Source organism: Ensifer sp. 22460, assembly GCF_052044935.1.
In the GTDB taxonomy this organism is placed as follows: Bacteria; Pseudomonadota; Alphaproteobacteria; order Rhizobiales; family Rhizobiaceae; genus Ensifer.
This window is the reverse complement of record NZ_JBQENZ010000024.1, coordinates 113,084-135,639: the sequence shown is the minus strand read 5'-3', so window position 1 is coordinate 135,639 and position 22,556 is coordinate 113,084. Positions and strand designations below refer to the sequence as shown.

At 61.4% G+C, this 22,556-nt stretch carries 23 protein-coding genes and 1 pseudogene; 11 read left to right on the top strand and 13 right to left on the bottom strand.

Going from position 1 to position 22,556, the window contains the following annotated elements; genetic code table 11:
* The 4 genes from cysT to ACTJKM_RS26280 form a co-directional block, all read left to right on the top strand.
* Window positions 1–687, top strand: a 687-nt coding sequence (gene cysT, locus ACTJKM_RS26295; RefSeq protein ID WP_440660558.1) for a sulfate ABC transporter permease subunit CysT, incomplete at its 5' end; no start/stop codon positions are given.
* Entirely contained in the window at window positions 677–1,579 is a 903-nt protein-coding gene (gene cysW / locus ACTJKM_RS26290) for a sulfate ABC transporter permease subunit CysW (protein ID WP_058325947.1), read from the top strand. The genes cysT and cysW, both read left to right, overlap by 11 nt.
* Window positions 1,580–1,592: 13 nt before the next feature.
* Window positions 1,593–2,735 carry a sulfate/molybdate ABC transporter ATP-binding protein gene (locus ACTJKM_RS26285; RefSeq protein WP_440661272.1) on the top strand — a complete coding sequence of 381 codons (1,143 nt, stop codon included), beginning with the start codon at window positions 1,593–1,595 and terminating at the stop codon, window positions 2,733–2,735.
* Between the two features lie 122 nt (window positions 2,736–2,857).
* The gene (locus ACTJKM_RS26280) at window positions 2,858–4,222 is read left to right on the top strand and encodes an FAD-binding oxidoreductase (protein ID WP_058327249.1); all 1,365 of its coding nucleotides are present in this window, start codon (window positions 2,858–2,860) and stop codon (window positions 4,220–4,222) included.
* A 31-nt stretch (window positions 4,223–4,253) separates the two neighbouring features.
* Here ACTJKM_RS26280 and ACTJKM_RS26275 read toward each other — a convergent pair whose 3' ends face one another.
* From ACTJKM_RS26275 to ACTJKM_RS26260, 4 genes are all read right to left on the bottom strand, one after another.
* Window positions 4,254–4,763 (bottom strand): RES family NAD+ phosphorylase, encoded by a 510-nt coding sequence (locus ACTJKM_RS26275; RefSeq protein WP_058327250.1) that lies wholly within the window; start codon window positions 4,761–4,763, stop codon window positions 4,254–4,256.
* Window positions 4,763–5,134 (bottom strand): antitoxin Xre/MbcA/ParS toxin-binding domain-containing protein, encoded by a 372-nt coding sequence (locus ACTJKM_RS26270; protein WP_058327258.1) that lies wholly within the window; start codon window positions 5,132–5,134, stop codon window positions 4,763–4,765. Before ACTJKM_RS26270 ends, ACTJKM_RS26275 begins: the two co-directional genes overlap by 1 nt.
* A 1,141-nt stretch (window positions 5,135–6,275) precedes the next feature.
* Entirely contained in the window at window positions 6,276–6,992 is a 717-nt protein-coding gene (locus ACTJKM_RS26265; protein WP_058327252.1) for an MBL fold metallo-hydrolase, read from the bottom strand.
* A gap of 16 nt (window positions 6,993–7,008) precedes the next feature.
* Window positions 7,009–7,251, bottom strand: a complete 243-nt coding sequence (locus tag ACTJKM_RS26260; protein ID WP_162764812.1) for a hypothetical protein — start codon at window positions 7,249–7,251, stop codon at window positions 7,009–7,011.
* Window positions 7,252–7,551: 300 nt separating this feature from the next.
* Here ACTJKM_RS26260 and ACTJKM_RS26255 point away from each other — a divergent pair, with 300 nt between their 5' ends.
* From ACTJKM_RS26255 to ACTJKM_RS26235, 5 genes are all read left to right on the top strand, one after another.
* Window positions 7,552–8,112: a hypothetical protein gene (locus tag ACTJKM_RS26255; RefSeq protein ID WP_058327253.1), complete on the top strand. Its 561-nt coding sequence runs from the start codon at window positions 7,552–7,554 to the stop codon at window positions 8,110–8,112.
* Window positions 8,113–8,495: 383 nt separating this feature from the next.
* Window positions 8,496–8,822: a hypothetical protein gene (locus ACTJKM_RS26250; protein WP_156436862.1), complete on the top strand. Its 327-nt coding sequence runs from the start codon at window positions 8,496–8,498 to the stop codon at window positions 8,820–8,822.
* 106 nt (window positions 8,823–8,928) lie between these two features.
* Entirely contained in the window at window positions 8,929–9,708 is a 780-nt protein-coding gene (locus tag ACTJKM_RS26245) for an ankyrin repeat domain-containing protein (RefSeq protein WP_245296095.1), read from the top strand.
* A gap of 29 nt (window positions 9,709–9,737) precedes the next feature.
* A complete protein-coding gene (locus ACTJKM_RS26240; RefSeq protein ID WP_082663509.1) occupies window positions 9,738–10,250 on the top strand; it encodes a YHS domain-containing (seleno)protein in 513 nt (170 codons plus the stop codon).
* 88 nt (window positions 10,251–10,338) lie between these two features.
* Complete coding sequence (locus tag ACTJKM_RS26235) at window positions 10,339–10,797, top strand: cupin domain-containing protein (RefSeq protein ID WP_058327256.1); 459 nt, start codon at window positions 10,339–10,341, stop codon at window positions 10,795–10,797.
* A 20-nt stretch (window positions 10,798–10,817) separates the two neighbouring features.
* On the opposite strand, the gene ACTJKM_RS26230 is transcribed toward ACTJKM_RS26235, so the two are convergent.
* The 3 genes from ACTJKM_RS26230 to ACTJKM_RS26220 all read right to left on the bottom strand — a co-directional run bounded on the left by ACTJKM_RS26230 (window position 10,818) and on the right by ACTJKM_RS26220 (window position 16,556).
* Window positions 10,818–13,022, bottom strand: coding sequence for an adenylate/guanylate cyclase domain-containing protein (locus ACTJKM_RS26230; protein ID WP_440661270.1), 2,205 nt, complete (start codon window positions 13,020–13,022; stop codon window positions 10,818–10,820).
* Window positions 13,023–13,186: 164 nt separating this feature from the next.
* Window positions 13,187–14,929 carry an adenylate/guanylate cyclase domain-containing protein gene (locus ACTJKM_RS26225; protein WP_440661269.1) on the bottom strand — a complete coding sequence of 581 codons (1,743 nt, stop codon included), beginning with the start codon at window positions 14,927–14,929 and terminating at the stop codon, window positions 13,187–13,189.
* A gap of 136 nt (window positions 14,930–15,065) precedes the next feature.
* A complete protein-coding gene (locus tag ACTJKM_RS26220) occupies window positions 15,066–16,556 on the bottom strand; it encodes a tetratricopeptide repeat protein (RefSeq protein WP_113514827.1) in 1,491 nt (496 codons plus the stop codon).
* Here ACTJKM_RS26220 and ACTJKM_RS26215 point away from each other — a divergent pair.
* Window positions 16,442–16,894, top strand: a complete 453-nt coding sequence (locus ACTJKM_RS26215; RefSeq protein WP_113514848.1) for a helix-turn-helix domain-containing protein — start codon at window positions 16,442–16,444, stop codon at window positions 16,892–16,894. The two genes, ACTJKM_RS26220 and ACTJKM_RS26215, sit on opposite strands and share 115 nt — an antisense overlap.
* 354 nt (window positions 16,895–17,248) lie before the next feature.
* Here the strand turns inward: ACTJKM_RS26215 and ACTJKM_RS26210 are convergent, their stop codons facing one another.
* The 5 genes and pseudogenes from ACTJKM_RS26210 to ACTJKM_RS26190 form a co-directional block, all read right to left on the bottom strand.
* Complete coding sequence (locus tag ACTJKM_RS26210; protein ID WP_440661268.1) at window positions 17,249–17,722, bottom strand: GNAT family N-acetyltransferase; 474 nt, start codon at window positions 17,720–17,722, stop codon at window positions 17,249–17,251.
* A 76-nt stretch (window positions 17,723–17,798) separates the two neighbouring features.
* Window positions 17,799–17,986: pseudogene (locus tag ACTJKM_RS26205) on the bottom strand (GNAT family N-acetyltransferase); the annotation flags it as partial.
* A gap of 80 nt (window positions 17,987–18,066) precedes the next feature.
* Complete coding sequence (locus ACTJKM_RS26200; RefSeq protein WP_058327263.1) at window positions 18,067–18,873, bottom strand: pyrroline-5-carboxylate reductase; 807 nt, start codon at window positions 18,871–18,873, stop codon at window positions 18,067–18,069.
* 116 nt (window positions 18,874–18,989) lie between these two features.
* Window positions 18,990–19,814: a methyltransferase domain-containing protein gene (locus tag ACTJKM_RS26195; protein WP_082663514.1), complete on the bottom strand. Its 825-nt coding sequence runs from the start codon at window positions 19,812–19,814 to the stop codon at window positions 18,990–18,992.
* 5 nt (window positions 19,815–19,819) lie between these two features.
* On the bottom strand, window positions 19,820–20,260 hold the full coding sequence (locus tag ACTJKM_RS26190; protein ID WP_058327348.1) for a lipocalin-like domain-containing protein: 441 nt from the start codon (window positions 20,258–20,260) through the stop codon (window positions 19,820–19,822).
* Window positions 20,261–20,665: 405 nt separating this feature from the next.
* On the opposite strand from ACTJKM_RS26190, the gene ACTJKM_RS26185 reads away from it, so the two are divergent.
* Complete coding sequence (locus tag ACTJKM_RS26185; protein ID WP_058327265.1) at window positions 20,666–21,898, top strand: flavin-containing monooxygenase; 1,233 nt, start codon at window positions 20,666–20,668, stop codon at window positions 21,896–21,898.
* Between the two features lie 205 nt (window positions 21,899–22,103).
* Here the strand turns inward: ACTJKM_RS26185 and ACTJKM_RS26180 are convergent, their stop codons facing one another.
* Window positions 22,104–22,541: a hypothetical protein gene (locus ACTJKM_RS26180; protein ID WP_245296097.1), complete on the bottom strand. Its 438-nt coding sequence runs from the start codon at window positions 22,539–22,541 to the stop codon at window positions 22,104–22,106.
* Between the last annotated feature and the right edge of the window lie 15 nt (window positions 22,542–22,556).

Here is a 22,556-nt window from a genome sequence, read left to right as displayed (position 1 = left end):
GCGCTCGATCCGCGCACGCTCAATGCCTTGAAGATCTCGTTCGGCACGGCGTTTCTCGCCGCCGTCATCAACCTCGTCTTCGGCGTCATCCTCGCCTGGGTGCTGGTGCGCTATCGGTTCCCCGGCAAACGGGTGATCGATGCCATGGTCGACCTGCCGTTCGCGCTGCCGACGGCGGTCGCCGGCATTGCCTTGACGACGCTTTATGCCGGCAACGGCTGGATCGGCCAGTTCATCGAGCCGCTCGGCCTGAAGATCGCCTTTACGCCGTCCGGCATCGTCGTCGCGCTGATCTTCGTCGGCCTGCCGTTTGTCGTCAGGACCGTGCAGCCGATCATGGAGGAGATCGACAAGGAGGTGGAAGAAGCCGCAGCCACCCTTGGCGCCAGCCGCTTCCAGACGATCAGCCGGGTGCTGCTGCCGGGGCTGTTGCCGGCCGGCTTGACCGGCTTCGCCCTCGCCTTTGCCCGCGGCGTCGGCGAATACGGCTCGGTGATCTTCATCGCCGGCAACCTGCCTTATGTCTCGGAGATCGCGCCGCTTCTGATCGTCATCAGACTCGAAGAGTTTAACTATGCCGCCGCCACCGCCATTGCCGCGGTGATGCTGGCGATCTCCTTCGCCATGCTGCTCCTCATCAACTCGATCCAGGCCTGGAGCCGGCGGAGATATGTCTATGTCGCATGATCTGACCGCCAATCCTCTGCCCGCATCCGGCCCGCAACGCGCCCTGCCGGCGCTGGCCGCCGCCACCTCCGAAAGCCGCTTTGCCCGGCTGACCCTGACGATCACCGCCCTTGTCTTCGTCGCGCTGTTTTTGCTGTTGCCGCTCGCCGCCGTCTTCACCGAGGCGCTGCGCAAGGGGGTGGGTGAATTCGTTGCCGCGCTTGGCGACACCGAGACCTTCTCGGCCATTCGCCTGACGCTGATCGTCGCCGTCATCGCCGTGCCGCTCAACCTCGTCTTCGGGGTTGCCGCCGCCTGGGCGATCGCCAAGTTCGAGTTCAAGGGCAAGGCGTTCCTGACGACGCTGATCGACCTGCCGTTCTCGGTCTCGCCGGTCATTTCCGGCCTCGTCTTCGTGCTTCTGTTCGGCTCGCACAGCCTGATCGGTCCCTGGCTGCAGAGCCACGGCATCCAGATCCTGTTTGCCGTGCCCGGGCTGGTGCTCGCCACCGTCTTCGTCACCTTCCCCTTCGTCGCCCGCGAGCTGATCCCGCTGATGCAGGAACAGGGGTCCAGCGACGAGGAGGCGGCGCTGTCCTTGGGGGCATCGGGCTGGCAGACCTTCTGGTTCGTGACGCTGCCCAACATCAAATGGGGGCTGCTTTACGGCGTGCTTTTGTGCAACGCCCGCGCCATGGGCGAGTTCGGCGCCGTCTCGGTCGTCTCCGGCCATATCCGCGGCGTGACCAACACCATGCCGTTGCAGGTCGAAATCCTCTATAATGAATACAACTTCGTCGCCGCCTTCGCGGTGGCGGCGTTGCTGGCGCTGCTGGCGCTGATCACCCTGATTTTGAAGACGGCGCTGGAGATCCGCTACAGCGCCGAGATCGCCGCCAGCCGCAGGCACTGAAAGGTCAAACGCTATGGACGTGCGCGTTCACAACATCCGCAAGGAATTCGGCCGCTTCCCGGCGCTCGACGACGTCTCACTCGATATCCGCTCCGGCGAGTTGATCGCGCTGCTTGGCCCCTCCGGTTCCGGCAAGACGACCTTGCTGCGTCTCGTTGCCGGTCTCGAAAGCCCGACCGGCGGCACGATCTTCTTCGGTGACGAGGACGCCTCGCAAAAGACGGTGCAGCAGCGCAACATCGGCTTCGTCTTCCAGCACTATGCCCTGTTCCGCCACATGACCGTGCTCGACAACGTCGCCTTCGGCCTCAAGGTGCGCCCGTCGGGCCGAAGGCCGCCGGCCGCTGAGATCCGCAAGCGCGCCCTCGACCTGCTCGACCTGGTGCAGCTCTCCGGTCTCGACAAACGCTATCCGGCCCAGCTCTCCGGCGGCCAGCGCCAGCGCGTGGCGCTCGCCCGCGCCATGGCGGTCGAGCCGAACGTGCTGCTGCTCGACGAGCCGTTCGGCGCGCTCGACGCCCAGGTGCGAAAAGAACTGCGCAAGTGGCTGCGCGAGATCCATGACCGCACCGGCCACACGACGATCTTCGTCACCCACGACCAGGAGGAGGCGCTGGAACTGGCAGACCGCGTCGTCGTCATGAGCAAGGGCGCGATCGAACAGGTCGGCACCCCCGACGAGATCTACGACCATCCGGTTTCGCCCTTCGTCTTCGGCTTCATCGGCCAGTCGAACGCGCTCGCCGTCACGCTCCAGAACGGCGAGATCTGGTTCGAGGACCGGCCGATCGGGCTCAGGGCCCCGGCCGAGCCGGACGGGCCTGCCAACCTGCACTTCCGCCCGCACGACATCGAGCTGATCGACGGCTGCGGCGGCTGTCTTGCCGGCCTCGTCACCGCCAGCCGCCGCGTTGCCGGCACCCGCCATCTCGAACTCGATCTGGGCCGCAACCATCCGCATGTCGAGATCGAACTGTCGCCCGAACGCGCCGCCGCCGGCGACCACAGCCGCATCGCCTTCCGGCCGACAAAGTGGAAACTCTTCAGAGACAACAGAGAGCAGGCCGCAACGACCGCACCGGCAAGGGCCGAGCAGCAAGAAGCCGAGGAGAGCGCCGAAACGGAAGCCTTCGAGCTTGCCCGGACGGGCACCTGATCTCACCGGCCACCCGCCGACGAAGCGCGCTTGAGCTTCGTCGGCCGATTTCGGTTTGCTTCGATATGCGCTAAGCAGGGACGCCCGCGGCCGACAATGGCCGCGGAAACGGAGAGAAGCGCATGACGATCGTCGACGACCTGAAACAAGCCTTCGGCGACATCGTCCTGACAGGAACGGAGATTGGCGAACGCCATCGCAGTGACGCCAGCCTGACCGGCCGCGAACTCCCGAAGGCCGTGATCCGACCGAAAAGCAGCGAAGAGATCGCCGCAGTCCTCCACCTCTGCAACGAGAACGGCCAGGCAGTCGTCGTCCAGGGCGGCCTGACCGGGCTTGCCGGCGGCGCCAATGCCGACAGCGACGCGGTGGTGATTTCGCTCGAACGTTTCACCGGTATCGAGGAGATCGACCCGCAGGCCGGGACCATGGCAGTGCGCGCCGGCACGCCGCTCGAGGTGGCGCAGCGCGCTGCAGAAGAGGCCGGCTTCCTGTTGCCGATCGATCTTGGTGCCCGCGGCTCCTGCCAGATCGGCGGCAATCTCGCCACCAATGCCGGTGGCATCCGTGTGCTTCGCTACGGTGTCACACGCGACAACGTGCTCGGCCTCGAAGTCGTGCTGGCCGATGGGACTGTCATCTCGTCGCTCAACAAGATGATCAAGAACAACACCGGCTACGATCTCCGGCAGTATTTCATCGGCTCCGAGGGAACGCTCGGCGTGATCACCCGCGCAGTCCTCCGTCTGCGGCCGCTGCCAGCCGGCCGGCTGACGGCGCTCTGTGCCCTCGACAGCTTTGATAATGTGGTTGCCTTCCTCACATATTGCCAGCGCCGCCTGCCGGGGCTCTCGGCCTTCGAGGCCATGTGGCAGAACTATTTCCGCTTCAACGCCGAGGCGGAAAAGCAAAGGCTCTTTGATGAAATCCCGCCTTTCGCCGTGATCGTCGAACAGGATCTCCTGGGTGACGACAGCGAGCGCGATGCGTTCGAGGCCCTTCTCGGCGAAGCGCTCGAAGCCGGCATCATCAGCGACGCGCTGATTGCCCAGTCGGAGAAGGAAAGCCGCTCGTTCTGGAGCATCCGCGAGGGCCACGCGATGGACCAGTTGCTGCCGTCGCTCATCAATCTCGATGTCAGCCTGCCGATCGGCGATATCGGGCGCTTAGCCGAGGACTGCGGCAAGGCTCTTTCTGCGCGGTTCCCGGCCGCCCACGTCTCCTTCTTCGGCCATGTCGCCGACAGCAACCTGCACATCGCCTTCTCGCAACCGGATGGTGACGCGGAAACGCCGCACATTGTCGACGGCATCGTCTATGAGATCGTACGACGTTACAAAGGTTCGATATCGGCCGAACACGGCATCGGCACGTTGAAGCGCGATTTTCTCGACCATTCGCGCAGTCCCGCCGAGCTCGAATTCATGCGGCGGATCAAGCACGCGCTCGATCCGAACGGCATCCTCAATCCCGGCAAGGTGCTTTAAAGCACTTCCAGCAAAAGCGCGAAACTTCGCGTCAGAGCCAGGAAGCCGGTGTCTTCGGCAGACGCCCCTCGGGATCGATGATCTTCAACTCTGCCCCCTCGCCCGCATTCCGGCGCCAGAGCGCGACGCATGTGCCGCCGGGCGACATGAAGGACGGATAGATCAGGCCATCGAAGCCTTCCGCGCTGAGCTCCGCCTGCAGGCGATGGGTCTCCGGCACACGGCCGCAATCGAGCGCGTCGCGCCATTCACAACGGTGGATGTCCTCGGTGAGACCGAACCCGGCCAGCTCATCCGCCACGGTCAGATCGGCGAGCCGCGCATAGCGCAGCTCGAGCTGCGCGATCAGCGCCGGGTGCTGGACGAAACCTTGATTGTATTCCGCCCAGGCGGTCGAAAGTTCGCGGGCCGCATAGATTGTCGGCACATCCAGGGGATTCCAGCGTCCGCCAAAGCGCGAAGCGCCCTCACCGGAGAGCGGCGCATGTGCCCAGCGCGGGACATAGGCGTGCCACAGGCGCACCGACTCGCCTCCCGCCATCAGGCGTAGACACCGGAACGCACGGCCTCGAGATAGGCGAGTACCTTGTCGGCCTTGCCTTCGCCGACAAGGTCATAGGCCGTCTTGCCGGCCCAGCCGGGGATCGGCTGGTGCTTGAACCAGATCACGGCGCGGCTGTCGTCCCCCGCCATCTCGCCGGCCATGGCGAGGACGCGTACGACGTTGCTCAACGCCGCATCGACCTTACGGGCGCTGGACTTCGCCGTCAGCGTGTTGCGCGCGACACCGATCAGCTTTGCCAGTTCCGCAAGCGTCACGCCGAGGCGATCGGCGACCAGCCTCGCGGAGAGGAAGGACGAGTGGCTCTCGCCGTAGTGGGCGGCGGAGACATTGAGCCCGGCAGCAGTCATGGCACGATCCGATCTTATTTTGATCATCTGGCGATCAAAGTAAGCTCAAAAGACGCCCATTTCAAGGAAGCCCTTGTGGCCCGCCACGAACCTCTGAACTGGGTATCACCGAAAATCAACGAGTTAGCTCGATCTGCGCCATATCCATTTGGACGCGACGCCACATACCTCTGAACAAACGGGCCTCAAGGGCCACATCCCGTTGAACGCCCCAGCAAGCCGCTGTTTTTGCGAGATGATTCCGGCGGCAAAGATTGGATGAGATGGCTGGTGCGGGGCTTTCTTCTGCCGTCAGCTCATTGCGCGCGGGATCGCCGGTGTCATCCGAAACTGCGGCTTGAACGGAGGTCGCCGCACCGGCTTGCGCCACCCTTCAATTCCGATGACCATATGATGAGGAGTTCGAGTTAAACGAAGAAGTGCCCGCAAAATGAACGATCGTGGATTTGCTAAAGGCACGCTTCTTCAGGCATGGGATCGAGCTAGGTCCGATGCCATCCTGCAGATGAACAATGTCGTCTCGGCGTCGAACGATACGCTAAAGGCTATCATCGCCCCTGATCGCGAGGCGGCCGAATGGCTTTGCAGGTGTGAGCTCCACCTGGTGTCATGACAAAGCGATGCTGAGGGCCGACATCCTGTTCTGGGGTGCTGGATTCGTTTTATCGGTTCTTCTTTTGCTTCGAACCGTCCTCGGTCAATTCTATGTCAGCTCCACACTGGCAACGCTCGCCTTGGCAGCGCGATGCGATTGTAGAACCTAGCCACCCAGTTTGCGATGCGGAGCGCGTCCTCCTTGAAGCAGGTCGGCCCATCGGGAGCGAACGAAAGCAGCTTTTCACGGGGAACGAAATGCCATTGATAGATGTCGAGAAGGCACGGGGTCGTCACATCAATTTGACGAAGCTCGACGAGGAACTTGCGAGCATTCGCGCCCTTGGCCTCACTGGATCGGGCGTATGATCAAGGCCGGGCTGCCAGAGAAGTAAGTGTCAATGCGGTCGCCCATTGTAGCCAACTTACGGGGTGCAGGCCGCCAGATATTAGCTGTCGCTAAATTGCGACAAGTCGGCCGTTAGGCCACGTAGGCTGCGACGGCTGCGACGGCTGCGATGCGCTCGATTCAGACATTTGAGCGAACTCAACTGTGCCAGACCCAACCTGTCGGTAGCCAGCGATATCCGACCCCTTCCTTCACCACACGTCCGATCCCAGGAAACGGATAGTGATAGCCGCTCACCAGCAGTCGGTCGCTGACAGCACGATCCAGCAAGGCGCGGCGTGTCTTCGCGCCCTTGTCGCGGTCATGATCCCATATGATTTGCCATTCGGGCCGGTCGAATGCGATGTGGATACTTGGAACTGCATCCCCTGTGATTAGCAGTTGCTCGTCTCCGGAGCCCACAAGCAGGGAAATATGGCCCTGCGTGTGGCCGGATGTGTCCAGTGTTGTAATCCCGGTAACGACATCGGTTCCAGCCTTGATCGGACGTACCCGGTCGCCAAGCGCAGCAAATACCTTGCGGAGATTTGGTGCGTCGGGAGCCGCCCATTCCGGAAGCTTCGATGCCGCATCGGCACCAGTCCACAAATCCAGTTCAACGTCTGACAAGACAACTTCCGCCTTCGGGAACAGTTTCGTTTGCGATGCCATCCCGCCCACATGGTCGCCATGGCAATGCGTGAGGACGATTGTATCGATGGTCTCGGGGACTATCCCTGCCTCTTCCAACGACTTGGTGAGACGACCGGCGTATCGGGCCCAGCCTTTTCCGGGTCCGACGCCGGTGTCGACGAGTATTCGCTTTTCGCCCGTATCGATCAGCAGCGGGTTGGCCTGCAGCCGGAAGACGTCCATAGCTATATAATGAGCGTCAAAAGTAGGCCTTCCTCTCATGTGCATCGACATTCGTTGCGATGCTATCTGTAGGAAGAAAAAACACCCCGTCGCATAGCATAGTGATCTGGAATTCACCGAACGGAAACCGATAGAAGCCAGGCGCTTCCGAACGGGCTTCGATTTCGGCGGGCGTGGCGTTACCCGAGGGCGCACAGGCCGCGATTGTTGCGCTCGCGGCGACTGAAGTGAGGAGACAGCGGCGATTGAGAGTCAACACGGGAATCTCTCCAGATACGGACCGTAGGGCAGCCGCACCATCAATCGTAACACAACCCATCTTACCACAGCACCCTGCCTGGCAGTGGCGTATCCGGCGAGCTACAGGCCGCGACCCTAGCCTGATCGGGATCAGGATACCGAATTTGCCCGCAGGGCGGGGCGTGGTCGGCCTCGAACCCGCATCCAACGCTGTACCGTGTCACTTTCCGGTATCGGGGTCTTATGCCAAACGACCCTTCTCTAGGAACGGCATCAGCGTTAGATTAGGCGGGCCGGTCGCTCACAACAGGAGGTAGCCATGAAATGGCTCTTTATGCTCGCGTCGGTCACGTTAGCGTTCTCAGCCCCCAGCCTCGCCGGTGAACTTACGGCGGAGGTTCCCAAGGGAGACCCCGAGTTCATAGCAAAGGCGATGTCCGCTGCCCCAGCGGATATCGGGAAGGATGCCACAATCATTCGGATAGGTGACGGCTTCAAGGTCACCACCGTCAGGACCGGAACGAACGTTTGGACTTGCGCCGTCGATACGACCGGCGAGCCGTGGTGTGCCGATTCCGCCGGGCTTGAATGGTTCAGGGCGATTTCGACGAAGGCCGAACCGCCGGACAAGACCGGCTTCGTCTACATGATGGCCGGAGACCTGGGCACCAGCAACCATGATCCTTATGCGACTAACAAATCGCATTGGGTTCAAACGGGTCCGCACGTCATGATTGTCGGGAAGGCAGCGCACGAGATGGCGGCCAGTTACCCGAGCGAGTTGGACCCCAATCCAGCGCATCCCTACGTGATGTTTCCTGGTACCAAGTATGAGCACCTGATGCTTCCTGCCGACATGGGAACAGGCCACGGCCAGTAGCAGCCTCCACCGCCGCGTCTTGGCCGGCCGCGGCGGATTTCCTCGCCCGCGCTGCTCAACCTCGGCCACTTACGGCAGCGACGGAAGAACTTGGCGACCGATGCCGCGATGGTGTTGGCGCAGAGAAGCGCAAGCTGCGGCAAGATTGCGCTTTGAGCGAGGTCCTCCCGCCTGTGGTTGGCGAAGCGTTTCGACGGCATCGTGATATCGACCAGCGGCATACCAGGCCCAGCCGAGGAACGAGTAGTGGTCGCCAGGCGGATACGGGTTGAGGCGAAAGGTGTTTCGGGCGCATTCGATGGCTTCGATCGCACGTCCCTCGAACACCTCAGATCGGCAAGCATGGCCCACCCTTCGGAATGATTGGGATTGAGGCGAAGCCCTTGCTCGAACTCGGCCACTCCTGCTTCAAATTCCCCCTCGTAGGCATGCAGACAGCCAAGAACGATATGCTCCGGATCGATCTCGGCGGCTTTCTCGGCGGCGGAGCGGTGTTCCTCAACAGCTTCGCCATAGTACAGCGCATCGAAATGATGGCTCATTGCGAGCCGGGCCTGCGCCCCGGCGAAGCCCCGATCGATCTCGATGGCCCTGAGCAGGAGTGCGCGAGCCGCCCTCGTTTCCCGATTGTGTCGCGAGCGTGCGGCCGCGTTGCTCGCCTCGAACGAACTCACGCCCGTGACCCGTTCTGGACCTTTGACTCGGTCTAATCGAGCGGCAACTTTCAGGTGCCGACCGGGACACCATGGCGTCAGCCTGTCAAATGCGGTAGACTTCCCGTACGTCCACTACGTGCGCAACGCAGGGGTTGGACTGATGCCCATTTCCGAGCGAGAATTGACAGCCGCGTCCGCGGGCGGGTCAATATGCCTGCCACTCTGGTCGCACACGCAGCAATACTTGGAGTTGCTTGCCCGAATTTCGGAGAGAAACGCGCGAGACGCTTCTTGTCATGAAATGCAGGTGTGCCGGCACCCCTTCGCAAAAGACCGAAAACAGCTCTCCGGCATCGTCCCACTGGTTGCATTCATTCTTTGCATTGGGATTGCGGGGGGCGCAGCCAATGCGGGACCGTTACACGACGCCGCGCGGGAGGGCGATCTCGACGAAATCAGCCAGCTCCTGTCTCAAGGCGTCGATGTCAATAGCCGCGACGAGAGTCGCGAGACGGCCCTGATCGAAGCTGCGCTTTCCGGCCAGACCAGGATCGCCGCCGTGTTAATCGAGGCCAGCGCCGACATCGAAGCCCGCAATGACCGCGGTTTCACCGCTTTGCACGCGGCGGCGTATTCCGGAAGTGTGGAGATAGCCGCATTGTTGCTGGACCACGGGGCTGAAGTCGACGCCTTGAGCAAGCACAAGATAACGCCATTGCACGTGGCCGCGGAAGAAAACCAGGCGGCGGTGGCAGAGCTGTTGATTGCCCGTGGGGCCGAGGTCGAGGCAATCCAGGTTTACGGCTACACGCCGCTGAGCCGTGCGACGTTCATGGAAAGCACTGAGGTGATGGCTCTGCTCAAGAAACACGGTGCCAAGTGCCAACCCAAGAAGACGATAGGCGCGTCGTACGCAGCCTGCGTTGCGGTCGGCAATTGACCGCCCGCAACAACAGCGGAGGACACGACATGAAGAAAAGATGCCCCGCAATGCGAGGTCCTTGGGTACTTGCAGCTGCCACGGCCGTCTCCCTCGCCACTATGGGCTCTGGTGAGTCCTGCGCTGCCGAGGTGGTAAATACCGGGTATTTCGGCAACGTCGCCATTCTTGGCTACGATCCCGTGGCGTATTTCACCGACGGCCGTGCGACAAAGGGTTCACCGGAGTTCACAGAGAAATGGCTCGGTGCAACTTGGTACTTCGCCAGCGTGAAGCACCGCGACGCGTTTGCTTCCGAGCCGATCCGCTACGCTCCTCAGTATGGCGGCTTCTGCGCGCTGGGCACGTCAGTCGAAGAGGCATCCGCGAACATCGACCCGGAAGCCTGGCGCATCGTCGACGGTAAGCTTTACCTTTTCTCCGGAAAGGAGGGCCTGGAGGAAGACTTCGATGCTGACCCGGCGGCTGTCAAAGCGAAGGCCGACGCCAAATGGCCGGGGGTCGAGGCGAAGGAGTTCAAGGCCAGGGCGGAACACGACTGAATCAAACTGGTCATGTTGAGAAGGCGGATACCTGACGGCCAGTCCGGCATAGGTTTATCGTGCCGGGTGAGACCGATGGAGGAGCGGGATGGCAGAACCGTTGATCAATGCACCCCGAGCGCAAGCGGAATGCGCGCTCGACGTGTTCGGCGAGACAGTGATCATTCGTCGCGATCCAGCCGGCGGACTCGATGCGTCCGTGATCGAGGAGATCGTACCGCCAGGCGTGGCTGCGCCGCTGCACCGCCACAGCCGGGAGGATGAAATCTCGTATGTGATCGAAGGTACGTTTCGAATCTGGCGTGGCGATGAGGTGTTCGACGTCGGCCCTGGCGGTATCGCATTGTTACCTCGCCGTCAGGTCCACTCCTTCAGGAACATGGGTACGGTCCCCGGCCGCCTCTTGACTGTCATCCTACCCGCAGGCTTTGAACACTTCTTCGAGGTAATTGCACAGCGTCGTTTGGGAGATGAGAACCTGGACGAGATTGTGACCGTCGCGGCGGACCAGTTTGGACTCGAGATAATGGGTCTTCCGCCAACCTGAGTCGTTGCGACGGGACGGCATCACGGAGCCGCCGAGAAGTACCAGACGCTCCCGCCGTCTGGAAAGACATACTCGTCGTGTTTTTTCGCGCTTCCTCCAGGATTGCGATACACCGGGCTGCAGAATTTGCGGCCGAGCAGAACCGACGAGGATCGCGTGCACAGGAAATCGTCCTCGAGAGTGAACTTGCCGACGATTATGTTGTTATGGGCGCGCAATGCGAAATCACCGTTTGCCCCAAGCTCCATGAAGAAGTCTACGCCGTCGTACTGATGCCCGATCCAGGTCTTGTCGGTCGCCAGGGCCCCGATCGCGTCGGCATCCAGTCGGTCTTCTGACCGTCCTCGGAAATCGTAGCTCCATTCCGGGAGCTTCGCGGAGCGCAGCGCATCCAGCCGGTGGTCGAGGTCCTCTTGCCGACGATGGTGGGAATACAACACTCGCAGGTTGGCAAGGCTCTGGCCGGGCGACCTCTCGAGGATTGCTTCGACGGCTTTGTGCGCCTCTGCCATCCCACCCAGCCGCGCGTTTGCCATGGCCAGGATTTCAAGGCCGAGGTCGCTCGGTTCCTCCGGCCGGACCGTCCGCACTGCCCTGATCGCCTCCTCGTAATGATGGTTCATGTAAAGCACGAGACCGTAGTAGTCGTAGACTTGCGCCCGTGGCTTGGGGTCCAGTTCCAGCACGCGTTCCATGGCCGCCAGTGCTTCCGGGTTCTGCCCCCCATAAGTCAGGACAATCGCGAGGTTGAGTTCCGCCTCCGCGCCATTCGGATCGAGCGCCACGGCCTTCTTGACCGACGCTATGGCTTCATCGATTTCGCCGTCAAGCATTTGCAGGATGCCGAGTACGGCATAGGCTCGCGCAGATTGCGGGTTCAGTTCAAGGCCCCGCCCCGCGGCGTCATAGGCACGCTGCCGGGCGACAGCGCTCAACATCAGCGGCTGGTAGTCGAAGCCAAGGACGTCGACGATGGCTCGGGCGTAGCCTGTGTGGGCGTCGGCAAATTCCCGGTCGAGCCTGGTTGCCTTCTCATAGAGGGAGAGAGCCTCTTCGAGAGACCTGTAGTCTATGGAGTACACCTTCTGCTCGGCTCGAGTGTAGAAGTCGTAGGCTTCGAGATTTCGGGTTGGCAGGCGCGCTATCTGGGTTCGCTCGCTTTCCGACAGGCGCACTGCGAGCGCGCTAACGATGCGCTCGATCACTTCATTCTGCAGCGCAAAGATATCGGTGTAATCGCGGTCATACCGTTCGGCCCAAACGTTCCTTCCTGTGGTCGCATCGATGAGCTGCACATTGATTCGAACCGCGTTTCCCGCACGCCGGACACTGCCTTCGAGGACGTAGCGGACGTTCAATTGCTCGGCGATCTGCCGGACGTCCATAGATTTGCCCTTGAACGCGAAGGCGGAATCGCGGGCGATAACAAGCAGACCGGAAATCTTCGACAGATCAGTGATGAGATCGTTCGTAAGCCCCTCGGTAAAGTAGTCCTGTCCCGTAGTGTCGCTGATTTCGCCGAACGGCAGAACCGCAATGGATGGCCGTTGCGGCGCAAACCGCCATTGCCATGCGAAGACAATCGCGGCGATCGCGATCAGCAGTGCCGCGCCCGTTGCCAAAATCAAAGCCAGTCGGCCGGGCCGACGGGTGGCGGCGACCACCTTTCCCGCCTTGGAGGGGTCGAGCAGAACGCGATAGACGCGAACCGGGTCGGCTATGTTCTTCAGGTGCTGCTCACCGAGAGCTGAGAAGCCGACATCGGCCTTGTGCACGGCGTGATCGAACGCGGTCCCGGAGACGCAAATGCCGCCGGGCTGGGCCAGAGCTTGCAGGCGCGCGGCTATGTTGACGCCGTCGCCGTAGATGTCATCGCCTTCGACAATGACGTCGCCGAGGTTGATGCCGATGCGAAACTCAATTCGCTGGGTCTCGGAGACGCCCTGATCGCGGCTGGCCATTTTCCGCTGGACCACGGCGGCACACTGGACCGCATCAACGACGCTCGCGAACTCAACAAGCGCACCATCGCCCATCAGCTTGATGATGCGACCATGGAACTCCGCTATAGCGGGGTGGACCAATTCCCGGCGGCAGGCCTTCAGCCGCTCCAGCGTGCCGCCCTCATCCTCTCCCATGAGGCGGCTATAGCCGACCACATCGGCAGCGAGTATCGCGGTGAGCCGCCTCTCCATGTCTCTGGCCACCCATTCGATGACGATCAAGCGACAGCGATGCAATACTACCACGTCGAAGGCGATGCGTGTCGTATGCGCGCGCATAGGGGCGTGAGTTGTTCGTCATGCCCACGAATCGTGTGCCTCGGGTCTCTTCGTCTCCGCCCGACTCCATTCCTTGGAATTGAGTAGGTCAGCAGGCGAGCCGTCGCTTATTCTGGCAGACCTGCCTTGATATAGCCTTCGATAAAATGCTGACGGTCGGCATCGTTGCGGAACGGCTGCGTCCATCCCCACTGCCGGGCAGAGAAGTTAGGAAACTCCGAGAGGAATTCCCTCCCCACCTTGCGCGCTTCCGCGGTACGCCGCAGTCGCGCAAGGGCGGCGGCGAGATTGCGTTTTGAGCCAGGCCCACCTGCTTGTGGATGACGGAGCGTTTCGACAGCATCCTGATACCGACCAGCGGCATACTGGGCCCAGCCGAGGAACGAGTAGTGGTCGCCTGGAGGATAGGGGTTAAGGCAAAAACTATTCTCGGCGCATTCGACGGCCTCAGTTGCGCGCCCCTCGAACACCCGGAGATCGGCAAGGTAGGCCCACCCCGCAGAGTGATTGGGATTGAGCCGAAGCCCCCGCTCGAACTCGGCCACTCCCGCTTCGAACTCGCCCTCATAGGCACGCAAGTAGCCAAGAACGATATGCGCGTCGGCGTTTTCCGGATCGATCTCAACGGCTTTCTCGGCGGCAGCACGTGCGGCAGCGCGATGCTCGTCGATAGGCTCGCCATAATATAGCGCATCGAAATGGTGGCTCATTGCGAGCCAGGCGTGCGCCCCCGCAAAGCCTGGATCGATTTCGATGGCCCTGGCCAGGAGCGGGCGAGCCGCCCTCGTTTCCCGCAGCGATTGCGTCGCGAGCGCGCGCCCCCGAACGAACAAGTCGTAGGCCTCGAGATTGGTCACCCTGCGCTTCGGAAGAGGTTTTGCCGACGGCAGGGCGTGGGTAAGAGCGTTGATCACCTTGCCGACGACTTCGTCCTGCAGGGCGAAGATATCCGCGAGGTCGCGATCCAGGCGTTCGGCCCAAAGACAGCTTGCACTGGAGGCGTCAATGAGTTGAGCGTTGATACGCACCCGTGCTGCCGCCCTCCGCACGCTTCCCTCGATGAGATAGCGAACCCCCAACTCCCTGGCGATAATGCGCAAGTCCATCGACCGATCCCTGTAGGCAAAACTCGAATGACGGGCGATTACCAGGAGGCCATCGACTTTGGAAAGATCGGTGATGAGGTCTTCCGCGAGGCCTTCGGCGAAATACTCTTGCTCAGCATCGTTGCTCAGGGTCGAAAACGGCAGTACGGCGATCGAAGCCACCTGCGGGAGCGCCGGCACGGCGTCCGGCTCGCCATCCTCCCGTCCGCCGGTAGGTCCCCAGTCCACACGGAAGACCCGAATGGGGCGGGCAATGTTCTTCAGCAGACATTCACCCTGATCAACGAAGTGCATCGGCAGCTTGCGATTGACGTGCTCGTGAACGCTGTGACTTATAAGCACGCCGCCTGGCTCGGCCAAGGCCTCCAGCCGGGCGGCGACATTGACCCCGTCTCCGAACACGTCCTCCTGATCAGCCAGGACGTCCTCGAGGTTGATACCCATGCGGAAAACCAGTCGGCGATCCTGGTCAACATCCTTGCTCCGCTCGGCTGTCGCTTGCTGGAGATCGACGGCGCAGCGCACCGCTTCGATGGCGCTCGCGAATTCCGCCAGGAACCCGTCCCCTGCCGTCTTGAAGATGCGCCCCCGGTGTGTTTCGACCGCTGGCCGGGCGACATCGCGCAGCAGTCCTTGCAGCCGCGCGTGGGTGTCCTCCTCGTCACGCTCCATCAAGCGGCTGTAGCCCGCGACATCAGCCGCAAGGATGACTGCCAGCTTCCTTTGGGGTGCGGCAGAAACCATAGTTCGTTTGTCGTCGTCCGGCATTGGAGGAGGTTACGCTGCACAAGTTCTGCCTTCAACAGAGATCACGGTTTGGGTGGCGATCAATTGGGGGCCAGAGCGACATCGTCTCCTGTGGTCGAAAAAATGGCCTCTGTCAGCCCGTTGCTGACGGGAGCTGAGCTTCCAATCGGTCGGCGAGAGCCAAGTAGCGCGGGTGGTCCCGCAGGGGATCGAGGTCGCTGTCGTTTTTCATCCAGCCCGTGACCAACGCGACATACGTCTGCGATCCGGACGCCTGCCGTTCAAGGCAGTCGATGGCCTCCTCAGGCCTGCTTAGCTTCGCATAGCAACAAGCGAGGTTATAAAGCACCCTGAGATCGTCACCGGCGAGTGCAGCGGCACGGTCCGCCCACGACGTTCCACGCTCCGTCTCGCCCAAATCCGCCAGCAAGCAGCCCCCATAGCAGAGAAGATTCGGCTCGTCGGGATGCCGGGCGATCTCTCCCTCCATCAGTCTGAGGCATTCCCGCGCCGCCTCTATGGCTTCTTCATGGTGTCCAAGCGACACATGGACCGCCCGCAGCATGTCCCACGCCCGGTATTCATCCGGCTTCAACGCGATCGTTCGCTCGTAGAAACCTTGCGCCCTTTCGAACTGGCCGACCGCGTGACAGTTGCGCCCGTAAAAGAAGTTTGCCTCGAAGCACGTCGGGTCGAGAGCGAGAGCACGCTCGAATTCGGCCTCCGCCTCACCGTGAAGGGCCCTGGCGAACATCGCGATGCCGCGCGATGTATGGGCATCGCAGAGACCCGGATCAAGCTCCAATGCCCGGTCGGCGTTGGCGATAACGTTTTCATAGGTTGCGGTCGGATCATTGGCGAGCAGGAGGTAGGAATCACAATCGGCCAATCCCGCATAGGCCCGCGCATAGTGCGGATCGAGCTCGATCGCCTTGGCGAACAGATGCCGGGCTTCCTGTATGTTCCTGGCCTCGTGTCCACGGTTGAAGAACGACCGTCCCATCAGAAAGGCTTGATATGCCTCCGGATTGTCGGTTCCACGCTTGGTGATGGCCACAAGCTCCTTCGCCAGGAGTCGCACCAAGAGCGCGTCGACAATGTTCTTCGAGATTTCGTCCTGCAGCGCGAAGATATCCTCAAGATCGCTGTCGTACCGCTCCGCCCACACGTGCCGACCATCCGCTCCATTGATGAGCTGAGCCGCGATGCGCACGCTGTTTCCGGCTCTGCGCACGCTACCTTCCAGCACATAGCCGACGCCGAGCTCCCGTCCCACCTGCTTCACGTCTACCGCGCGCCCCTTGTAAACGAAGCTCGAATTCCGGGCGACGACGCTGAGCGCTGACACTTTCGAGAGGTCTGTGATGATGTCTTCAGTGATGCCGTCGCTGAAGTATTCCTGCTCCGGGTCGCCGCTCATGTTGGTGAACGGCAGGACTGCGATCGACGCGCCTTCGCCATTCGTGGCGGTTGCCGCCGAAGCGGGCCAGCTACGGGGCGTGTCGCGCCATGGATGTCCGAGACGCGCCATATAGACCCGTATCGGCCGCTCGAGGTTCTTCACGCTATGTTCACCGAAATCCTCGAAGTCGACAGCCAACTCACTGCCGATGTGCTCGCGCACGATGCCGGAGATCGCGACGCCGCCTTTCCGGCCTTCCCGAACGCTCCTTCATCCGGCGCTTCACCAAGGCCGCAGGCATGACTCCCCTCGACTATGTGCACGCGCTGCGTCTCGAGGAGGCCAAGCAGATGCTGGAGACCACCGATCTGCCGATCGACGCCGTCGCCAACGACGTTGGCTACGAGGATGCGAGCTTCTTCGGCCGTCTGTTCCGCCGTGAGACCAGCCTGACACCTGGGCAGTATCGCCTACGATTTGGCTCCTTGCGCAGAACGCTGCAGGACAAAAACGGAGACATGCGTCGGAGCGGTTCCACGTGCCCGTCGCCTCATCTTTGAGATACGTCTTGCTGCATTCCTCGATCCAACACGCCGCAGTCTCCATGTCCATGTGCCATTCCAGGTGGCGATCGTCAGTTGACGGGATGACGCATCCGCGGCTGTGCGAACGCTGTCGGTTCGGCTGGCCCCCTGTCGCCTGGGTGCGGATTTGGCGCATACTGGCCACGGAAGCAATATGCTGCGGGGGCGCACTGTGGATCGGAAGCTGGCTGCCATCCTTTCGGCTCATGTTGTCGGTTTCAGCCGCCTGACGGCGCTGGACGAAGAGGGTACGATTCGGGTGACGAGTACCGCGAGAAGATCGCGATCCGGTTTTGCGACTGACTTCACGCCAAACGGATATACAGCAGGCTATCTGATGACCATTTCCATGTACCGCGTAGCCTCTTCCAAGCCCGTCGGTGCTGGTTCGAACGGTTCGCACTCCAGGAAGCCGAACCTGCGGTAGAGAGCGATGGCATCCGTCATGAAGGAAATGGTCACGAGGCGCACTCTTCGGAATTCCGACCGGCCGATAGCATCAAGCGCGGTTGCAAGGAGCCTGCTTCCTGCGCCTTCCCCCCTTGCCTCCGGACGCACGAAGAGCTTGACGATCTCCGCAACATCTCCGTGACCCGCATGGCCGACGCAACCTAAGGCGACAGACCCCGCCCGTGCGAGATACATGCCAGTCCTCGGCAACGTGCACTTTTCTAACAAGCTCGCGGCATCGTCAGAATAGTAGGCAGAAATCACGTCTCCCGACGGAAGACCGCGCGCATCGCATTGTTTAACGTCCCATTGGCCCATATCCGCGATCAGCGCGAGCTTCACAGAAGTCAGCAAGCGTCCGAGCCTTTATGACGACAACCATGGCACACCAACGGATGTTAGGTCAGAGATGTTAGGGGCTGGGGGCACCCCTGATATAATAAGGACCGACGACCGAGCCATTCTCTTCGGCTACAAATCTTTACCGAGCCAATAGTTGAGCGCTGCATCCCTACTCAAATTGCGGTCAAGTGCGTAGGTCTCTCCCACCCTTATGACGGGGCCAATGATCCGCCAAATGGCATTTTGATCCAGATCGGACGCTCGTCGGATTTCCATCCCGCAAATATAACGGTGAATGAATACTTCTGGCAACGCCCTGGCGGCAGCACGTGGCCGCATAGCGTCTAAAGGGGACTTCAAGAGAGTTTGCTTTCTACAGGACGGATGCGAGTAAGAACTCTACCAAGAGCCTTTTGCAGCGCCGCGGTCCCACCGAAACCGCGGAAGTCCTCGAGTACCTGTTCGTTCAAGCCGCCCTTGGTCGAATGATCGCCGACGAGTTCGTCAAAGCTCGTGTCGGGTCTTGAACGGACGGCATGGTCGAGGCCTGAAAACAACTGACGGAGGTAGGCGTCGCCAGCGGCCCTCGGAAGACCTTGGCTCTCCAGCCAGGTCGACGTCGCGTCTAGGATGCCGAAATAGGTGCCCATCATGGAGCCCGCCACCGCGAGAAGATCGAACTCACATTTGTTTTCAACTTGGACCGCCGTTCCGAGCGCCGAGAAGACGGCATTTGAAACCTCGTCGGGCGGGTGGATCGCGGTCGCGCCCTGGAGATCGGCGACGAACGGAAGCGGAATAGCCTGGCTCAGCCGAACTGGCTGATCGATCCACGCCAGCAGTCGATCGAGTGGCGTGGCCGCGACAAAGCTGATGACATGGTGGCTCGGCCGAAATCGGAGCGCGCGGACAACCTCCTCGGCAATCTGCGGCCTCACTGCCAAGAATACGAGATCGGATCGGTCGAGAACGTCCTGGTTGCCCAAAGCGATCGACACGTTCTGGTTCGCCGCTGCGAGGCGGGTGGCGACGCTTTCGCTACGAGGTGACAGCACGATCGGGGTGTCGCGAAACCCGGTCTTGCCAAGCCCGGTGACGACGGCCGCCGTGATCGTGCCCGTCCCGACGAACCCGATTGTCATCCGCTTCGGATCGATCTCCATTGGCACCCCCTATGCACCTGCTTGCGCCCCGTGATCTCGACGAGGGAACCGCACAGTCGAACTTACTTCGTCGTGCGTGGCTCGCGAATGTTTCGTTTGGCATTTCGATATTCACGTCAAACTGCGTGTGCGACGTAGGCGTAGTAGACAGACGAGCCGAAAAACACCCCTTGGGCGCTCGTGTCGAGGATTTCGCCGACCCACGCCGTTGTTTCGGCTTCGCTCAGAATGCCGGCCTTCGGTGCCAACTTCGCGAAGGACTCAACGGCGCTCTTCCAATAGTCGGCGGTGCCGACTTCGGTGACGATCGTCGGCATGACAGCGTCCACGGCAAATCCGGCGTCCTTGAGCAACCGTGGCATCTGGCGAAGGATGCGCGGGTTGGTCACCAGTGATGCGATGATCGCGTCATCCATTCGCCTCGATCGCTCCGTGTCGGCGAGCTCAAACGTCAACGACGCGAAGTCTCCGTCGAAGATGGCGACGACTCCGTCGGGACGCAGCACCCGGCGCATCTCCACGAGGACTTTGGCGGGATCATCAAGATGGCTGAACAGCGTGTGGGCAATGACGGCGTCGAACGAGGCGGCCCCGAGTCCAAGCGCATGCGAGTCGCCACACGCGAAGCGCACGCGCCCGCCCATCTTCTCGGAGTCGGCGAAACGGCGGGCCGCCCGGACGAGATAGTCGCTGCGGTCGATTCCGAGAACCGTTCCTTCAAACTCTGGGCGAGCCGCGATGGCCCGCGCCGCTATACCCGTGCCGCAACCGAGGTCGAGCACGGTCGACCTGCGGTCAATCTCCATGCGATCGAGATAGTCGGAGAGCGGCTTGGCGAAATAGGGATGATGTCCGCGCACTTCCAGCCGGGCGATCATGACCTCGAGAGTGGCCTCGTCGAGTTTGTCTGTAATCCGGAATGGGTCGAGCGCTGCGGGCATCGTGGTCACGGCTCCGAAGCCGCTCGCATCTTTTGAAACTCCACTCGGTAAACCACTTCCTCGCCGGTCAAAGGGTCTATGCCCGGTGCGTCGCTGATCACCAACCTGTCGCCGCTGATCGGCCGGATCAGGTCGGATAGCCCCCAAGCCGGATTCCAGCTTGCGTCAACGTGATGGATGACCCTGCCGTTTTCGACGGTATACGAGCCGCTATAGGCCAGCATGGAATCGAACAGGGCGACCTTTTCATCGCCCGTGGGCCTGGGCCCCTTCGGTACCGGCCGCCCACGACGGACGACCAATGCCATCACGCGGCCGTCCGCTTGATAAGAGAGAAATCCCGTCGGCTCCGGACCCATGGCGTCGGTTACCTCGCCGGAGGCAACGACTTTCCGTGTCCATGAGAGCATTCGCCAGGTTCCGAGCAATGCGGATGCATTTGGCATGCTGTCCCCCCTCCAAACGGCCCCCGCAGGATCACCCACAATACCATGGGCGTGGGCGTACACACCACCGAGAAGAGTATACCGTGCCTTTTTCCTGCCGAGGGCGCAGCCCGTAACGAGCATGGGATAGCAGCGCGCTTTTCCTGCATTCATTCGTTGAGATTGGGGATGCTGCTGGTCTGCGGGCGCAGAAACGAATGACGCCTTTCTCGTTAGGGTTGATCGAACTTCCGTGTTACCGTCGTATCCTCGCTGCGCGTCCGTTGGCCATCAAAGCATATCAAGGAGAAGGCAGATGGCGGCGGGAACACACCGCCAGCAGGTCTGCCTCAGGTCTGACTGGACGTTGATCCGAGGCCGTCGCGCTTCGATTCCTATGATGCCGTCTTGTTGAGAGGATGTGTCATGGCGGGGATACTTGACGTGGTTGTCGTAGGAGCGGGCTCGGCCGGGCTTGGGGTCAGCTATTTCCTCAAGCAGCAAGGTCGCGATCATCAGGTGCTTGAACGGGGCCGCATCGGAGAAACGTGGCGGACCCAACGCTGGGATTCCTTCCGTCTGAACTCGCCGAACATCCGCTCGCTGCTGCCCGGTGATGCCCCTGACGTTCCTGATCCTTGGGGTGCCAGCACGCAGCATCAATTCGTCGCCTATCTCGAGAGCTATGTCGAGCGGCATCGTTTGCCGGTGATAACTGGCGCTCCGGTAGGGGAACTGTCCACGGATGACGGACTCTTTCTCGTGACGACGCCACCCGGTGTACTTCGGGCCCGCAACGTCGTAATCGCGAGCGGTAGCCTGAACTGTCCGAAACGTCCGCCTGCGTCGGCGGACCTGCCGGCAGCGCTTCGCCAGCTCGATTCGTCGGCCTATCGCAGTGCCGCCGAGCTGGAACATGGTGCTGTTCTGGTAGTCGGCAGCGGTCAATCGGGCGGCCAGATTGCCGAGGACCTGGCACTCGCGGGACGCTCGGTCTTTCTGGCGACGAGCCGAGTCGGCCGTCTGGTCCGCTATTATCGCGGCGGCGACATCTTCAATTGGATGACCCTGTCCGGCTATTTCGACGTACCGCGCAGGGAAATCGTCCTGCCTTCGGGGAAGCTGCCGCCGCGAGGCTTGCTTGGTGCCACCCACACCATCAGCCTGCAATCGCTGAGCGCCCAGGGGGTCGTGTTGCTCGGCCGCTTCCTGGGCATGAGGAATGGCAGCCTGGTATTCGGCGACAACCTGGATGAGCACATGCGCTTTGCTGACGAGAGCTCAGCCAACGTCAAGCGCGTTATTGACGCTTACATCGGGCGCGCCGGGCTGAACGCGCCGCCAGCCGAGGATGACCCTGCCGAGGTGATCGCCCCACGCCTCGCCGATCCACCGATCCGCTCAATCGAATTGGCGACGAGCGGCATAGCGTCGGTAATCTGGTGCACAGGCTTCAGAGGCAATTTCCGGTGGATCAAAATCCCGCGTACCATCGACGACGACGGCCAGCCTGTTCACGAGGACGGGATCGGATTCGTTCCCGGACTGTATTTTTCGGGCCTCGATTTTGCCTCGACACGGAAATCGGGAATTATACCGGGGATTGCTGAGGAAGCAGCACGTCTGGTGAACCATCTCGCCGGGAGATCGGCTAGTTAAATTCGATTGGTTAACACCTGCATGGGCAGCGCTGTTACAGGGCACGTGTGAAGGGGTGGCCCCTCTTCGGAACGCCGTGTTCGAGTTTCAGCACTCCGGCGGGACCGACTGAACCTCTCTCAAATAGCGCTCGATGGGTGCGAGCCCCTCAATGCCAGGCATATTTCTCACGGCCTCGTCCGGCCCGCAAAACGGGTAAGGCAGGCTAGTAATCCAGCATAATCCTGTCGAGCTCTTTTGCCGGAAGGATTTCCATCTCATCGATGGTGATGATCAGCTTTTCGACCAGGCACCGCGCGTCGGACGAGAAATACCAGTCATAGCGGCCGCTCCCCACCCGGATCGCACCGTTGTTCTTGGCCGACATGCCGACCAGCCAATGGCAGGGAAAGTGCCGTCGATTGGCCTCCGTTGGCCGCGCCAGGCAGAAGCTATAGACATTCTCGCAGTCATTCGCGAAGCGACGACTGAGGATTTCTTCGATCGCGGCCAGTCCATTGGCCGAACTTGGAAAGGAAATGGCCTCGGTCTTCACGATCATTTCTAGCTGGACATCGTCAGCAAAGACGCGGCGCATCAGGAACGGACGGTTCCCGTCCTTGGCACAAAAATAGGCGCTGACGGCTTCATAGGGACTTGGCATGGGTCTCTCTCCCTG

Coding starts and splice junctions, on each gene's coding strand:
- cysW (WP_058325947.1), top strand. CDS start 677: ATGTCGCATGATCTGACCGCCAATCCTCTGCCCGCATCCGGCCCGCAA.
- ACTJKM_RS26285 (WP_440661272.1), top strand. CDS start 1,593: ATGGACGTGCGCGTTCACAACATCCGCAAGGAATTCGGCCGCTTCCCG.
- ACTJKM_RS26280 (WP_058327249.1), top strand. CDS start 2,858: ATGACGATCGTCGACGACCTGAAACAAGCCTTCGGCGACATCGTCCTG.
- ACTJKM_RS26275 (WP_058327250.1), bottom strand. CDS start 4,763: ATGGCGGGAGGCGAGTCGGTGCGCCTGTGGCACGCCTATGTCCCGCGC.
- ACTJKM_RS26270 (WP_058327258.1), bottom strand. CDS start 5,134: ATGACTGCTGCCGGGCTCAATGTCTCCGCCGCCCACTACGGCGAGAGC.
- ACTJKM_RS26265 (WP_058327252.1), bottom strand. CDS start 6,992: ATGGACGTCTTCCGGCTGCAGGCCAACCCGCTGCTGATCGATACGGGC.
- ACTJKM_RS26255 (WP_058327253.1), top strand. CDS start 7,552: ATGAAATGGCTCTTTATGCTCGCGTCGGTCACGTTAGCGTTCTCAGCC.
- ACTJKM_RS26245 (WP_245296095.1), top strand. CDS start 8,929: ATGCCCATTTCCGAGCGAGAATTGACAGCCGCGTCCGCGGGCGGGTCA.
- ACTJKM_RS26240 (WP_082663509.1), top strand. CDS start 9,738: ATGAAGAAAAGATGCCCCGCAATGCGAGGTCCTTGGGTACTTGCAGCT.
- ACTJKM_RS26235 (WP_058327256.1), top strand. CDS start 10,339: ATGGCAGAACCGTTGATCAATGCACCCCGAGCGCAAGCGGAATGCGCG.
- ACTJKM_RS26225 (WP_440661269.1), bottom strand. CDS start 14,929: ATGGTTTCTGCCGCACCCCAAAGGAAGCTGGCAGTCATCCTTGCGGCT.
- ACTJKM_RS26215 (WP_113514848.1), top strand. CDS start 16,442: ATGGATGTCCGAGACGCGCCATATAGACCCGTATCGGCCGCTCGAGGT.
- ACTJKM_RS26200 (WP_058327263.1), bottom strand. CDS start 18,873: ATGGAGATCGATCCGAAGCGGATGACAATCGGGTTCGTCGGGACGGGC.
- ACTJKM_RS26195 (WP_082663514.1), bottom strand. CDS start 19,814: ATGCCCGCAGCGCTCGACCCATTCCGGATTACAGACAAACTCGACGAG.
- ACTJKM_RS26190 (WP_058327348.1), bottom strand. CDS start 20,260: ATGCCAAATGCATCCGCATTGCTCGGAACCTGGCGAATGCTCTCATGG.
- ACTJKM_RS26185 (WP_058327265.1), top strand. CDS start 20,666: ATGGCGGGGATACTTGACGTGGTTGTCGTAGGAGCGGGCTCGGCCGGG.
- ACTJKM_RS26180 (WP_245296097.1), bottom strand. CDS start 22,541: ATGCCAAGTCCCTATGAAGCCGTCAGCGCCTATTTTTGTGCCAAGGAC.